At 58.1% G+C, this 15679-nt stretch carries 10 protein-coding genes; 8 read left to right on the forward strand and 2 right to left on the reverse strand.

Going from position 1 to position 15679, the window contains the following annotated elements:
- Positions 1-262: 262 nt before the first annotated feature.
- Both gatA and gatC read right to left on the reverse strand, forming a co-directional pair.
- Positions 263-1681 carry an Asp-tRNA(Asn)/Glu-tRNA(Gln) amidotransferase subunit GatA gene (gene gatA / locus HNQ64_RS12700; protein ID WP_184209121.1) on the reverse strand — a complete coding sequence of 473 codons (1419 nt, stop codon included), beginning with the start codon at positions 1679-1681 and terminating at the stop codon, positions 263-265.
- A 49-nt stretch (positions 1682-1730) separates the two neighbouring features.
- Positions 1731-2021, reverse strand: a complete 291-nt coding sequence (gene gatC, locus HNQ64_RS12705) for an Asp-tRNA(Asn)/Glu-tRNA(Gln) amidotransferase subunit GatC (RefSeq protein ID WP_184209123.1) — start codon at positions 2019-2021, stop codon at positions 1731-1733.
- Positions 2022-2183: 162 nt separating this feature from the next.
- Here gatC and HNQ64_RS12710 point away from each other — a divergent pair, with 162 nt between their 5' ends.
- From HNQ64_RS12710 to HNQ64_RS12745, 8 genes are all read left to right on the forward strand, one after another.
- A complete protein-coding gene (locus HNQ64_RS12710) occupies positions 2184-6890 on the forward strand; it encodes a PVC-type heme-binding CxxCH protein (RefSeq protein WP_184209125.1) in 4707 nt (1568 codons plus the stop codon).
- 96 nt (positions 6891-6986) lie between these two features.
- Positions 6987-7268 carry a hypothetical protein gene (locus tag HNQ64_RS12715; RefSeq protein WP_184209128.1) on the forward strand — a complete coding sequence of 94 codons (282 nt, stop codon included), beginning with the start codon at positions 6987-6989 and terminating at the stop codon, positions 7266-7268.
- 49 nt (positions 7269-7317) lie between these two features.
- Positions 7318-7599: a type II toxin-antitoxin system RelE/ParE family toxin gene (locus HNQ64_RS12720; RefSeq protein WP_184209130.1), complete on the forward strand. Its 282-nt coding sequence runs from the start codon at positions 7318-7320 to the stop codon at positions 7597-7599.
- 12 nt (positions 7600-7611) lie between these two features.
- Positions 7612-7992, forward strand: coding sequence for a HigA family addiction module antitoxin (locus HNQ64_RS12725; RefSeq protein ID WP_184209132.1), 381 nt, complete (start codon positions 7612-7614; stop codon positions 7990-7992).
- Positions 7993-8001: 9 nt separating this feature from the next.
- Positions 8002-9207: an alpha/beta hydrolase gene (locus tag HNQ64_RS12730; protein ID WP_184209134.1), complete on the forward strand. Its 1206-nt coding sequence runs from the start codon at positions 8002-8004 to the stop codon at positions 9205-9207.
- A 150-nt stretch (positions 9208-9357) separates the two neighbouring features.
- Entirely contained in the window at positions 9358-13116 is a 3759-nt protein-coding gene (locus tag HNQ64_RS12735; protein WP_184209136.1) for a beta strand repeat-containing protein, read from the forward strand.
- Positions 13117-13382: 266 nt separating this feature from the next.
- Complete coding sequence (locus HNQ64_RS12740; RefSeq protein ID WP_184209138.1) at positions 13383-14207, forward strand: hypothetical protein; 825 nt, start codon at positions 13383-13385, stop codon at positions 14205-14207.
- A gap of 149 nt (positions 14208-14356) precedes the next feature.
- The gene (locus HNQ64_RS12745) at positions 14357-15667 is read left to right on the forward strand and encodes a hypothetical protein (RefSeq protein WP_184209140.1); all 1311 of its coding nucleotides are present in this window, start codon (positions 14357-14359) and stop codon (positions 15665-15667) included.
- Positions 15668-15679 lie beyond the last annotated feature (12 nt).

Here is a 15679-nt window from a genome sequence, read left to right on the forward strand (position 1 = left end):
TTGGGGATGCTTGGCGAGGTGTGCCTCGTTTCTTCTTGCCTCTCCCTTGCGAGAGTCCCACCCCTTCTCAGGCAGTTCGGGCGATCTTGGGGCTACACTCCCTGCCAAGAGTGGCATGAGAGGAGCGTGGCACCCCTGCCCGCACCTTTTTCTTCGCGGTTTCGCCGTTATTTGAAGCCGATGGATAAGAGTGCCCGCTCTCCTCACGATGCGGTCCCCGGATGGGCGACAGCATCATGGGGAGTTCTCGAGCTCTAGAACTTTACGCCTTTTCAAATGCATCGGCCACGCGCAGCACCGTCAGTTCATCCAGCGGTTTGCCGATGATCTGCAGGCCCACGGGGAGCTGCTTGCCGCCTTCTTCCGCCGTGCCGCACGGCACGCTGATGGCGGGCAGGCCGGCGAGGTTCACGGGGATGGTGAAGATGTCTTCCAGGTAGGCGGCCAGAGGATTGTCCTTCAGTTCGCCCAGCTTGTGGGCCGGGGTGGGGCTGGTGGGGCTGATGATGACATCCACCTGCTCAAAGGCTTTTTCAAAATCCTGGCGGATCAGCGTGCGGGCGCGCTGGGCCTTGATGTAGTAGGCATCGTAATAACCGCTGCTGAGGACGTAGGTGCCTAGCAGGATACGGCGCTTTACCTCGGGGCCAAAGCCCTGCTCCCGGCTCAGCATGTAGTGCTCCAGAAGGTTCTTCGGGTCGGCGGCACGGTGGCCGTAACGCACGCCGTCGAAGCGGGCCAGATTGGTGGAGGCCTCTGCGGGGGCGATGATGTAGTAGGTGCTCACACCCACATCCGTGTGGGGCAGGCTGATCTCCACCGGGATGGCTCCCAGAGACTCCAGCTTCTTCACGGCAGCGTTCACGCTGGCGGAAACTCCGGCGTGGATGCCGCTGATGAAGTATTCCTTGGGCAGGCCGATCCGCAGGCCCTTGATGTCGCGCCCGATGGCAGCAGTGAAGTCAGGCACCTCCACGTCCAGGGAGGTGGAGTCGCGGCTGTCCTTGCCGCAGAGGTGGTTCAGCAGCAGGGCGGCATCTTCCACCGTCTTGGTGATGGGGCCGATCTGGTCCAGAGAGGAAGCGAAAGCCACCAAGCCAAAACGCGAGATGCGTCCATAGGTTGGTTTGATGCCCACGCAGCCGCAAAGAGCCGCTGGCTGGCGGATGGAGCCGCCCGTGTCAGAGCCCAGGGTAGCAATGGCCAGATTTCCAGCCACAGCGGCGGCGCTGCCGCCACTGGAGCCACCAGGAATGCGCTCCAGGTCCCGGGGATTGCGCGTGGTTCCGAGGGCCGAGTTTTCGGTGGAGGATCCCATGGCAAATTCGTCCATGTTCAGCCGACCAAAGGGGATGCCCCCGCCAGCGCGCAGCTTTTGGATGGCCCCGGCATCGTAGGGGGCACGGTAGTTGGCCAGCATCTTGGAGGCGCAGGTGCAGGGCTCGCCCAGGACGTTCATGTTGTCCTTGATGCCGATGGGGATGCCGCCGAGCGGCTGGGAAAGATCAGCCTTGTCCGCTTCGGTCAGCGCTTTATCCAAATCCCAGGACAGGTAGGCACCCATGCTGGGGTTTTGCGCTTGGATCGCGGATGCCACATCTTGGACGATGTCGCGAGGACTGATTTCTTTGCTGGTGAGCCGCTGGCGCAGGGCGGCGATGGTGGAGGTGGCGAGGGACATTCGGGAAAGGGGAATCAAAGGGTCATCGGGCAGCACAGGGCAGGGGAGATCATTCCTCACCCACCACTTTGGTGATGCGGAACTGGTCCATGGCACGCTGCGGGGCATTGGCTAGGGCTTCCTCCTGGGTAAAGCCAGGCCGGGCCACATCCGGGCGCACCACGTCAAAGACGGGCATCGCATGGGCGCTGGGCTCAGCATCCAGGGGGTAGTTACTGAGCTGGTCAATGTGCCCGAGGATCAGGGAAAGCTGGGCGGCGTAAGCAGTGGACTCCTCCGGCGTGAGGGCGAGGCGGGAAAGCTTGGCGATGTGCGCGATGTTGATCTCTGGAGTCGGCATGTGCCTTTTCTAAACCGCAGCGCCAGGGGTGCAAGATGTACAACCACTTTTCCACCGGGTATTGCGCGGCAAACTGGGCGAAAGCATGTCCGATCCGCCCTAAATCTTGTCCGAGAAGCCCTCTTCCTGATAGCGTTGGTGTGAACTGTCGCCCCACCCGCCATGAAAAGTCTGCTCCTTATCGCTCTCACCAGCGCCTCCCTGCTCCAGGCAGAGACCCTCATCTCCTGGAAGCGCGTCCAGTTGGCGGATCAATTTTATGCCGAAGGGGCCAGCCATGCGGACCTCAATAAGGACGGCCACACGGACATCATCAGCGGCCCGTTTTGGTATGAAGGACCAGATTGGAAAAAGAAGCACGCTTTTTACGAACCGAAGGTTTTCAACATTGTTGGTTATTCTGACAACTTCTTCAGTTACCCGCATGACTTCAATGGCGACGGCTGGTTGGACATCTTGGTCCTGGGTTTTCCCGGCAAGGAGGCCCGGCTGTATCTGAACCCTGGCCAATTTAAAACCGACACGCCATGGCCCATGCACATCGTGGCGGATGTGGTGGACAATGAGTCGCCCGTTTTCACGGACATCACGGGCGATGGCAAACCGGAGATCGTATGCAGCACCAGCGGGCGTTTTGGCTGGTTCGCACCAAATTGGGACAATCCCACCGAGAAGTGGTCTTTCGTCGCCGTGACGGAAGATGTGAAAGTGGCCAAGTTCACCCATGGCCTGGGCGTGGGTGATGTGAATGGCGATGGCCGCATGGATCTGCTGGAGGCCCGCCGCTGGTGGGAGGCTGGCGACGGGCCTAACTGGAAACAGCACAATTTTGCCGCCGGTTTGGGCGGCGGGGCCCAGATGTTTGCCTATGACTTCGATGGTGATGGCCGCAACGATGTGGCCACCGCCCTGTCGGCTCATCGGTATGGCGTAGCGGTTTTTATGAATCGCTCAGGTAATGATGGGGCGCAGTGGGACAAGCGCACGCTGGTGGGCGAGCAGCCCTGGGAGAATGATTACGGCATCGTCTTCAGCCAGCCACATGCCATGGCCCTGGTGGATGTGGATGGTGATGGCGTGAAGGACCTGGTCACGGGCAAACGCTACTGGGCGCACAATGGCAAGGGAGACCCAGATGAGCACGGAGCGCGTGTGGTCTATTGGTTCCAAACCAAGCGCGATGGCAAAGGCGGCGTGGAATTCATTCCGCATCTGGTGGATGCCGAGAGCGGCGTGGGCACGGATGTGCAGGTGGGAGATGTGAATGGAGATAAGCTGCCAGACATCGTGGTGGGCAACAAAGCCGGGGTGTATGTGCTGCTGCAAGAGCGCCGCGAAGTCAGCGCACCAGTCGCCCAACAGATGCAGCCCAAAAAGCTTTATGGCCCCTCCGGCCTCGTCCCTCAGAAGGATTACAAAGCTGGCCAGCCCGCTGCTGAGGCGCTGAAAAATCTGCAACTCCCCACCGGCTTCAAAGCCGAACTCATCGCCGCCGAACCAGATGTTGTACAACCCATTGCCATGACCTGGGATGAACGCGGTCGCCTGTGGGTGATCGAAGGCAACAGCTACCCAAAACCACGCGAGCTAGGCGCAGGCCAGGACCGCATCTTGATCTTTGAGGACGCAGATGGAAACGGCAGTTTTGAAAAGCGCACCGTCTTCGCAGAAGGCATCAGCCTCGCCAGTGGCATCGAGATCGGTTTCGGCGGTGTCTGGGTAGGTGCGGCCCCTTACTTCATGTTCATCCCGGATGTGGATCGTGATGATAAACCGGATGCCTCACATGCCAGCTATGAAGCCAGCCAGACGCCCAAAGTCCCCGGCCTCAAATTCACCGCCTACGCCTTGCTGGATGGCTGGGGTAGTCAGGACACGCATGAGACACTGAACAGTTTTATTTGGGGTCCAGACGGCTGGTTGTATGGCTGCCACGGGGTCTTTACACACTCAAAGGTAGGCAAGGTGGGCACGCCCGATGGGCAGCGCGTGCCCCTGAATGCCGGAGTGTGGCGTTACCACCCGGTGCGGCATCAGTTCGAAGTGTTTGCGCATGGCACCAGCAATCCCTGGGGACTGGACTATGACCAGCATGGCGAATTCTTCGTCACGGCCTGTGTGATTCCCCACCTGTATCACATCGTGCCCGGCGGTCGTTACCATCGCCAGGGTGGGCAGCATTTTAATCCCCACACGTATGAGGATATCAAGACCATCGCCGATCATGCTCACTTTGCTGGCAGTATTCGGGATAACGCCCACTGGGGTGATCGCAAGGACGGAGGCATTGTGGCGGATGACACCAATCAGGCCGGCGGTGGCCATGCCCATTGTGGTCTCGCTATTTACCAGAGCAGCCAGTTCCCTGCCATCTATCGCAATCAGCTCCTGTTTGGGAATCTCCATGGGCACCGTCTGGTGAACAACTACCTGGACCCCAAAGGCACCACCTACATCGGCCGACACGGCAGCGACTTCATGCGGTCTAACGACATGCATTTCATCCCCGTAACACAAAAAGTCGGGCCCGATGGTTCCCTGTATGTGAGCGACTGGAGCGACAAGCAGGTGTGCCATCGCGGCAGCAACGCCATCGAGATGTGGGATCGCAGCAACGGGCGAATTTATCGAATCAGCTATGGCGAAGGCGGCGTGGGCACTCCTGTCCGTGCTCCGCTAAGTGCCGCAGCACGCGAGTTCCAGTTCCCGAAAACACCATTCGACCTCAACAAAGAAAACGACGTGGTTTTAGTGAAGCTCGCCGTGCAGACGGAGAACGAGTGGTTTTCGCGGGCAGCGCGGCGGGTGTTGATGGAACGAACCGCTCGAGATATGAATTACCTTGAACTGGTCATGCGACTTCTCGAAGCAACGCCTACCACTTCAGAATCTGAAAGCCTGCGTGGTACCTGGCTTGTTATCAGCCTTTTTGAAACACGTCTAGATCCTAGTCATGTTGTTCCTCCGAAGCCCAATAATGAATCGCCGAACACCCGAGTTTGGTTGGTGCGAGCAGCAGCTAACGATCCAGATTATGAAGCTTTGAGAGATCTTGCTCAGAAAGATCAGTCTCCCATCGTCCGGCGAGAACTGGCGTCGTTGCTTCAAAGGCTTCCCATAGCAGATCGTGCTATGATCGCCACCTCTCTTCTGACGCATGCTGAAGACAAAGACGATCCCTACATCCCGTTGCTCATCTGGTATGGCATCGAACCCGTAGTTGGAGGCGATGCGAAGGCCGGGCTGAAACTGGCGAAAGCTTCCAAAATGCCAAAGGTGACAGAGTTCATCTATCGCCGTCTAGGAGTGGAAGAAGCCGGGCGCACGACTTTGCTACTCATCGCCGCCGAGTCGGAAGATTCAGCTCAGCGGGAGGCGCTGCTGCGCACGGTAGTAGAAGCAGCACGGGCTGGAAACAAGGTGATGCTGCCCAATGACTGGGCGTTGATGAAAAGTAAGTTAGGTGATTCCTCTCTGGTGGCAGAGCTGGAGGCTTTCATGGGAGTGGAGGCGAGTGTGGCGGTGTATCGCCAAAAGCTCACCTCGCAGGCCTCGTTGACGGAACGGGAAGCAGCGCTGCGCATTTTGATGCAGGTGCGGGATTCACAGACGGCGGCACTCCTGCATCAGGTGATCCAGAGTGGCGACAAAGCGATTCTACGCCGGGCCATTCAAGCGCTGGCTACACTTCCCCACGAGGGCACGCCTGAGTTGCTGCTGGCGAAGTTTTCCAGCTTCGATGCTACGGCTCAAAACGATGCCATCAACACCCTGGCCACCACCCCCTCCGGGGCGCGGGGACTGCTGCTCGCAGTGAAGGATGGGAAAGTCTCGCGCTCTCTGCTTTCGCCCTTCCTAGCCCGGCAGATGGATACGTTGAAGGATGAGCAGGTAAAGGCGCTGATCAAAGAAGTCTGGGGTGATCTGAATGCCCCGAAGGCAGACCTGGAACAGCGCAAGGTGAAGTTCCGCACCACGCTGTCGCCAGCGGCTTTGGCCAAGGCTGATGCCATCAAGGGCAAGATGATCTTCACGGCCACCTGTGGCACTTGCCATCGTTTGTTAGGCGAAGGACAGGACGTGGGCCCGGATTTGACGGGCTCCAATCGTGCCGATTTGGACTACCTGCTGGACAATGTGCTGGACCCCAATGCGGTCATCGGCAAAGACTACCAGCTCAATGTCTTTGAGCTCAATGATGGCCGCATTGCCAGCGGTGTGATCAAGGAAGAAACAGCGGCCGCTTACCGGGTCACGCTGCCAGGCGGCATCGAGCAGATCGTGAAAAAGGCCGAGGTCAAAAAGCGCACGCTTTCCCCCATGAGCACCATGCCGGAAGGGCTCTTCGATGCCCTTCCTGCGGACATGCTGCTGGATCTGGTGAAATACCTGCAAAGTGGGGCCAGTGCAGCGAGCAAAGGCGGCTCAGAGACAGCCTTGGTTACCGGTGCCCTTGAGGGAGAAAACCTGAAAGTGGAAGTCACAGACGGCAGCACTCGTGCGCAGAACATGGGTGCATTCAAAGGTGGCCAATGGAGCGGTGGCAAGCATCTCTGGTGGACGGGCGGTAAGGTGGGCAGCACGCTGAAGATCACCTTTCCGGTGGCCGAAGCAGGCAAGAAGAAGGTCCATGCCGTCTTCACCCAAGCGCCCGATTACGCCATCGTCAGCTTTAAGGTGAATGGCAACTCCAGCGCCCTCGGTCCGGTGGATCTCTACAATCCTGGCGTCGTCAATACAGCGGAACAACTCATCGGTGAATTTGAATTCAAACCCGGAGAGCAGACGCTGGAGGTGATGATCGATGGGAAAAATGCAGCGGCGAAGCCTGCGTTGATGTTTGCCCTGGATTACCTTCGGGTGGAGTGAGGGTGTGCCTCAGTCAGGGGCCCAGAATCCCTCTTGAGGTTTTTGAATGAAGAGTGAACGCCGTTGCGCCCTCGAGGTTCAATCTTCTCACTCCTCATGAAAGACCTTCAAAGCACTTTGGCCATGTGGCTCAAGGGAGTTTTGTTTCTACTCATCGGCCTGATGTCAGGCGGGATTCTGCTGATCGAGCATGGTAGCTGGCGCATGGCCTTGCTGCTAGGGCTGTGCATATGGGGTTTTTGCCGGGCCTATTACTTCGCCTTTTATGTGATCCAGCACTGGGTGGACCCAGGCTACAAGTTCAGCGGGTTGGGGCACTTTTTAACCTATATGTGGAAGCAACGGCAGGATGATGAGGGCTCAAAGCCAAAAAATTGATTTGTTATAATAACGCGAAGCGTTATTATATGAAGGTAGGTCTATATGCATGATTCATTCTTTTGCTTGCGACAAAACAAAGCGTCTTTTTGAACTGGAAAAAGTGAGGGCATTTCCACCAGATATCCAACGCACTGCTCTTCGTAAACTCGTCCTATTGCATGCCGTGACTGAATTGCCTCATTTGCGGGTTCCCCCTGGAAACCGCTTGGAAGCTCTCAAAGGTAACCGAAAAGGTCAACATTCCATCCGTATCAACGATCAATGGCGCATCTGTTTTCGTTGGGAAACAGACGGGCCTCATGAAGTTGAAATCGTCGATTATCATTAATTTTTTGATGCTATGAAAACACATCTCCCCATCCACCCTGGAGAAATCCTTCAAGAGGAGTTTCTCAGACCTTTGGGCCTGTCTGAATATCGCCTGGCACGTGACATTGTGGTATCTCCGCGCCGGATAAATGAAATCATCAGGGGCCAACGCGCGCTAACAGCGGACACAGCACTCCGGCTGTCTCGGTACTTCGAATGGCCCGCCGAGGTTTGGTTGAATCTTCAAGCTCAGTATGATCGTCAGATTGTTGAGGCGGGTATGCAAAGCACTCTGGCACTTATTAAGCCGTATCGTCCATTGGTTAAAACTTCAGCAACCTCTCTCCGCTTATCTTCATCTACGAAGACAAAAATGATACGACGTGTGAAGATCAAGGAAGCTTCTGCGTAGAAGTCTGTCATGTCTCGATTTTCCAGTTTTCTCAGCCTCGCCCTTCTCGCCGCGACCGCTTTTGCTCACGCGGCAGAGCCTGCCAAGGTGCGCCTCTGGCCCGACGGCGCACCCGGGGCCAAGGGGCAGGAGGATAAAGACCAGCCCTTTGTGTATGTGTGGCCTGCGGCAAAGGAAAAGGCGAATGGCGCAGCCTTCGTGGTCTGCCCTGGCGGCGGCTACGGAGGCCTAGCAGCGGATCATGAGGGTAAGCAGGTGGCCAAGTGGTTCAATGGCATCGGCGTCTCGGCCTTTGTGTTGCATTATCGGTTAGGCAGCCAGGGTTACCATTACCCCACCCAACTCATGGATGTGCAGCGCGCCATCCGCCATGTGCGGGCGAATGCGAAGGAATACGGCATTGACCCGAACCGCATCGGCATCATCGGTTTTTCTGCCGGCGGACATCTCAGCTCCATGGCTGCGACCCTCTTTGATGAAAAGCCCGAGGGCATGACGAATGACGCCGTGGACCAAGTGAGCGCCCGCCCCGATGTGGCCGCGCCCACGTATGCAGTCATCTCCATGATTGATGACTTCGCACACTCAGGTTCGCGAAAAAATCTGCTCGGGCCTAACAATACGGATGAAATGGCGCGCAAGGTGAGCACCAACCTGCAAGTGACACCGAAGACCCCGCCTACCTTCCTTTTTCAGACGGATGAGGATACGGTGGTGCCTGCTGAAAATGCCGTGAGCTTTTACCTGGCTTGCCGGAAAAACAGCGTGCCTGCGGAGCTGCACAGCTACCGCCCTGGTCCCCATGGGGTGGGCCTTTTCCTCGGAGATCCCGTGCTGGGTACGTGGAGTGGCCACCTGCGTGACTGGCTGCGCAATCAGGGTTTCCTCAGCCCAAAACCGAAGGCGGCCGTGAGTGGCAAGCTGAAGGTGAACGGCACTCCGGTGAGTTGGGGCAGCATCGTTTTTACTTCGGATGATCCATCTGCACCTGTGGCCTGTGCGCGTGTCATGCATGGCAATTTCAAGCTGGATGAAAAAACCGGTCCGGTGGTGGGCAAGGTAAAACTGCGCGTCAGCTACAGCGCTGCCGATGTGCCAGGTCTGGATACCCCCGATGGCACTGCGACGACTCTTGAGCAGAAGCCCGGCAGCGGTGAGTGGATGCTGGAAATCCAGCCTGGGGAAAATAAGCTAGAACTGAATGTGGAGCGTTAGTCCTGCTGAGACTGGTAATGCCTGGTGGGCAGCGAAGTCTTAAAATCTCTTTGGCTGCTCGCAATACTTGTATTTTACTTACATCATTCCAATCGGATTGTTTTGCTAAGAGTGTCACAGTGCTGACGGTTTGAGGCTATAAGCGAGGGTATGTCTCGTTTACTCCCCCCCGAACTTGTCAGGTTTCTCTTCGTCTTTTTACTAGCAGTCGGTTCGCTGCATTCGCAGGTGCCCACGTTTGTTGTTAGTAACACCAATGACAGTGGCGTGGGATCACTGCGTCAGGCGATTGCTGATGCGAACATTGCGGGTGGCAATCCCACCGTCACCTTTGATGCCGCAGCATTCGCCACGCCTCAGGTCATCACTTTGGCCACAAGCTTATCGGTCACCACTTCCATGACCGTTCAGGGGCCTGGTGCTGGCTTGGTGACGATTTCTGGCAACAATTCAGTCCGTGTTTGGGTGGTGAGTGGAGGAGTTTCCTTCACTCTGCGGGATGCGACGGTGAGCAATGGCTCCGCCAATGGTGGAGCGGGCCTACTGGTCGGTTCGACTTGCCATCTCACCCTTTTCCAGTGTGTGATTTCTAACAACGTCAGTGGTGCCACGGGTGGTGGGATCTTGCATCAGGGCGGTGGAGGGACAATAACGATCGATAGATCGTCGTTCATTGCCAATGCCACGAGTAGCTCGACTGGCGGTGCCGGGATTGAATCAGCCGCCGTGACCAACAGGATCTCGAACACGACTTTCAGCGGCCAGCTCGCCGATACATCCGGGGCTGCCTATCGCAATTCCGGTGCAGGCGTCGCCAGTTTTTTCACGAACTGCACCTTCTCAGGCAATACCGCTGCAACCGCTGGTGGTGGTGCTATCCGGATTCAAACGGGTATCGGGAATATTCTGGTGCTGAACCATTGTACGATCACCAATAACCGGGTCGTTACCGGGACAGGCGGGGGAATCAATGTGGCCTCGGGTGTTCCTTTGCTTCTGAACAACTGCTTGGTGGCTGATAACTATATTGGTGGTTTTCCTAGCACGACCCGTTCTGATGTTAGCGGCCCGATCCTTGGGGCGAGCTCCAACAACCTGATTGGCTCAGATAGCGATATCACAGGCATTGCGAATGGGACGAATGGGAACATCCTTGGAACTGCTGGTGTTCCTGTGGACCCACTCGTCGGCGTGCTCAGTGACAATGGAGGTCCCACACAGACTCATGCTTTGTTGCAGGGTAGCCCAGCGATCAATGTCGGCGCGACCCCATCAGAGACCCAGAGCGTGTTTTTGAGCAACAACTCAGGGGGCACCTTCACGCTGACTTTTAATGGCCAGACCACTTCTTCGTTGTCTGGCACCTCCACAGCAGCGGTCGTCCAGGCTGCACTTGAAGCTCTCCCCGCCGTGGGCCTTGGCAACGTCGTGGTGCAACAAATCGGTACACGTTATGTGGTCACTTTCACCGGTATTCTGGCGGCTGCCAACCAGCCTGAGCTGATTAGCAACACCGTAGGCGGACTCACGGTCACGGTTTCAACCTTCGCGGAAGGTGGACTGCCTGCCTTTGATCAACGCGGCAGCGGCTTTTTACGTGCTGTGGGTGTTGTGGACATTGGTGCCCTGGAAGTACAACGCGAGTTCCACATCCTTGCGAATACAGTCACTGCCGATGAGGGCACGGGCGGCACGACCACGGCGTTCAACTTCACCGTGAGCCGCACGGGCAGCACTGCGGGCGTGACCACAGTGGACTACACCGTCATCGGTTCCGGCCTCAATCCGGCGAATGCGGCTGACTTTGGCGGCACTTTCCCCAGCGGAACAGTCACGATTGCGGATGGGCAGATCTCGGCCCCCGTCACGGTGATCAATGTCAGCCATGATTCCCTCGTGGAAAACGACGAAACCTTTGATGTCGTCCTCAGCAATCCTGCCGCGCTTTACACCATCGCCACTGGCACGGCGACCTCCACCATCACCAATGACGACACGGCGACCGTCAGCATCGCGAAGATCAATGACGGCGCCGAACTGGCTGTGCCGCAAGATGGTCTCTTCCGTGTGACCCAGTCGGCGGTCAGCTCTAGCGATACCGTCCTCAGCTACAGTGTGGCTGGCACGGCGACTCCAGGTACGGATTACACCGCTCTCGCTGGCAGCGTCACCCTTTTGGCAGGTCAGCTCACGGCAGACATCGCGGTGGAGGTGCTCAACGATGCGAATGCCTCAGAAGTTCTGGAAACGGTGATCGTCACGCTTACCGCTGTCACTGCTGGTAGCCCAGGAGTGGCTCTTGGTTCGCCGACTTCTGCCACAGTGGACATCGCAGCGGAAGTGAGTTCCGGACCGGTGACGGTGCCAGTCAGTTCGTCGCTTGGAGATACGGTGACGGGTAATGGTGCTCCTGGAGCGGATGGAACGACCAACATTGGCAACTTCGACATCCTGCGTCGTGGGGCCTTCCTGGCGGAGAATAGTGATCTGGTCTTCCCGGGTTCTCTGGCAGTGGGTAGTGGGTCGCCTGCCGTGACATTGGACAATTCTCAAGGCCTCTGGAAGGGCACTGGCAGCGGTTTGCGCCTCATCGCCCGCACGGGCACCCCTGTGCCAGACATCTCAGGGGCAGTGTTTGATTACCTGCCCATCGTCCCCGCCATCACCGATGCGGGAGAGATCACTATCCTGGCCAGCCTGCGCATCGGCATCGGTGCCGTGACTGTCAACGACGACACGGGCATCTGGAGTGAAGTGGGGGGCGGCGGTCTCAGCCTCGTCCTTCGTGAAGGGGATGCCGTTCCTGGCCTAGCGGGTGTGCAGGTGGGTCGCCTGGCCTCAGGAGCTTACGCCACAGCCACGACCGGAGCGACCACGGGCGAAACGGCTTTCTCCGTCATCTTCAAAGGAGCCAGCACGGATACGGCCATCCTGCGTGCTAGCGTCAACGGCGCGACGGTGGCCGTTCAGGTGGTGGCTCGTGAAAATAGCCTCGCTCCAGGCACCGCCCTTCAGTTTGGCAACATCGCTGGCAGCTACTCAGACCCCGCCCGTATGGATGCGGCGGGGAATCTTGTCTTTGCTGCCCTGACGAAGCCTGGCAACAAGGAAGGCCTCTGGTATCAGCCGGTCGGCGGCAGCTTGACCAAGGTCCTGATGGCAGATGACACCGCCCCTGGTACTGGTGGCGCTACCTTCAGCAGGATCCAGCGCCCTTCCATCGGCAGCAATGGGCGCATCGCCTTCCGCGCCATGTTGAATGCGAATGGCGACAACAGCACCAGCCAGCGTAACGATGGCATCTGGTTCGGGGATGCGGCCAATCCAGCCAGCTTCACCTGCATCCTCCGTCGTGGGGATACCAATGCCACGGTAACGGGCCTCACAGCGACACAGAAAGTCGGCAATGTCTGGGGCGGTTGGCTGGGCAATGGCAACCGGGGAGCCTGGAAAGGCTGGGTGGACATGGATGGCAATGGCACCAGCGCCCCGCCGACCGATGTGCACGGCATCTACGCCACCACTTCAGGCAGCATGGAATTGATCGTCAAAGTGGGCGATGCAGCTCCAGGGGTCGCCGGCGCGACCTTCACGGGTTTTGACTTGCCCCTCGTCGGCGGTCAGGAGCAGACGGCTTTTCTGGGGAACATCGCGGGTCCGGGTGTCACCACCACGAATAACCAAGGCGTTTGGAGAGAAGCTGCGAATGGCGGCGGTTTGGCCCTGGTGCTTCGCTCGGGCGATGTCATCACCACCACCCAGGGAGCTAAGACCGTCCAAGCGATCGACTTCCCAGGCTCTGGGCAGACGGATCGCCGCTGGGAGCAGCCCGTCATGGACAGCAATGGCCGCATCCTGATGAACGTCATTTTCACCGATGGCAGCAGCAGCCAGATCGTTTCACCCTAAAACGGCGAAGGCTGGATGAAGCGTGTTTCGCAGCCTCAGCGGCGCGCTTTCATCGCTCCATGAGCCGAAATGTAGGCTAAAGCGACCTCATTTGTCGGTTCATCTCCCTCTCTAGAAGTCGCAGGTTTACATCCGGATGTGCTGTGGACAAAGGCGGAAAACTGGCGAACAGCAGAGGGGGCGGATTATTTCGGTGTTGGAAAAAGAACGCGATTTTGAACAATTCGTTCTCTTCAGGCATCTTAACCAGTTCGACCAAAACCACCGTGATACCCAACTTGAACGTGTTTGTCCTCAGCACGGCGCTTGCCGTCGTGCTTCCGGTCCACGTCTGGAGCCAGGAGACGGTGGCGCCAAACTCCATCGCAGCCAGTGCTGGGGAGTTTGTGGCGAGGGTCATTTTTTGGACGGAGGACCAGACGCCGGCGGACTTTTTGGAGATGGCAGGGCAGCACACCAAAGCACGCTGGCGAACGATGTATCGGCCGCAGCCTCCCTCCCCCACGGCCGACCGTAACAAGGCGGCTTTCACACTTGGCAGCTTGATCGGGGAAACATTCCTCATTTGGGAGGCCGGAGATTCCCAGCAGTTTCGCAATAACAACCAGGACATCGTCACCTACTGCCGCATGCTGGGCCTGGGTGAAAAGATGAAACCCCGCCTCATGGCGCAGGCCAAAATGGCGGAAATGGATGAGTGGAAAGACCTCCGCCAGGAGATTGTGGACGGTCACCAGGAACTCCTCCGCCTTCTGCGCGAGCAGATGGATGACGACCTCGCCGTGCTGGTGGATATCGGGGCCTGGATGCGCTCTCTGGAGATCGTCTCCAAGCTGGTGGTGGAGATCCCCGATGTGGACAAGCGCCCTTTGTGCATCGGCTCCCCCGCTTTGCTGGCGGACTTGCGTCAGGATTTTTCAACGCTCGGTGAGAATACCCGCCGCTCCACCCTTGTGCAGCCAGTGATCGGGGTGCTGACAGAGCTGGAAAAAGTCTGGAACGATAAAAATACCGGTCCTCCCACGCAGGGCATGGTGGCCCGCACGCATGATCAATTGCGTGAGGTGATGGAAGAGCTGACGCTGAAGTAGGCGCAGACTGGCCGCGCATTTCTGCCGATGCTTCCCATTGAGCGAGGCTGGGGGTGATGCAAGTATGCACGCCGAGCCTTTGAAAATCTTCCCCCTCGATGGCCCTAGATCATCCCATGGATCTGGGAGCCTCGTTAGATTCTCCAGTTATGTCCCCCGCAGAACGCATCTCCCACATTCGCCAGAGCTTCCCTGGGGAGGGCATGTTCCGTGACAAGGAGTGGGTGCTTTCCCCCGAAGCCTTCGCGCTGGATTCGGCGACGGTGGAGTTGATCGAGAAACTGGGCCCAGCTCTGCGGGCCTTTCAGCGCGCGTGCAATCGGCTGTATTTTGAAAGCTTGGAAAAACCCGAGATCGCCTGGGTCGCCGAGTTGATAGACCAGGGCAAGCCAGCCCATGTCATCGCTCTGGGGCGGGAGGCCCGCTGGCGGGATGATTTACCCGGCGTGCTGCGGCCAGACCTGGTGCTGACCGAGGATGGTGTCTGTATTTCGGAGCTGGATTCCCTCCCAGGGGGCATCGGCCTCACTGGCTGGCTGAATGAAACCTACGCCGCCCTGGGCCAGCCCGTTCTGGGCGGTGGCGCAGGCATGGTGGAAGGATTTGCCGCCGCTTTTCCCGGCGAGGACATCCTCATTTCCCGCGAGTCGGGCGATTACCAACCGGAGATGGAGTGGCTGGTGGGCAAGCTCAATGAACGAGGCAGCGGTTTTCCCCGCAGTGTCATGAATCCCTGGAACCTGACGCCGCGCGAGCTCGCTGGCTCCAGCGTGTACCGTTTCTTTGAGTTGTTCGATCTCGATAACGTGGACCTCGCCACTGAGATGCTGAAGATGGCGCGGGAAGGGGAGCTGAATTTTTCCCCGCCGCTCAAGGCCTTCCTGGAGGAAAAGCTGTGGCTTGTGCTGTTCTGGTCGCCACCGCTCCAGGACTTCTGGCGCGAGGCCCTGGGTCTGGCGGACTATGAACTGCTGCAAAAATGCATCCCCCAGGGTTGGGTGGTGGACCCTGCGCCTCTGCCGCCCTTTGCGGTGTATCCAGGCCTGAATATCCAATCCTGGCAGGAGGCGAAAAAATTTGGCGGCAAGCAGCGGGAACTGGTGCTGAAGATCAGTGGTTTTTCCGAGGTCGGCTGGGGCTCGCGCAGTGTCTCCATTGGCCATGATCTATCCCAGGAGCAGTGGTCCGCCGCTCTGGATGAAGCCCTGGCCAGTTTCCCCACAAACCCTTTTGTGATGCAGCGTTTCCATCGTGCACGGTTGGTGAATCACCCCGCTTGGAACGAGGAACGGCAGGAAACGGCGATGATGAAGTCCCGCGTTCGCCTTTGCCCCTACTATTTTGTCCCCCAGGGTACGGAGGAGACGCGACTGGGTGGGGTGCTGGCCACAGTGTGCCCGGCAGATAAAAAGATCCTCCACGGCATGCGGGATGCCATGATGCTGCCCTGTGTGGGCTGACCACTTTTCTGA

Source organism: Prosthecobacter dejongeii, from assembly GCF_014203045.1.
In the GTDB taxonomy this organism is placed as follows: domain Bacteria; phylum Verrucomicrobiota; class Verrucomicrobiia; order Verrucomicrobiales; family Verrucomicrobiaceae; genus Prosthecobacter; species Prosthecobacter dejongeii.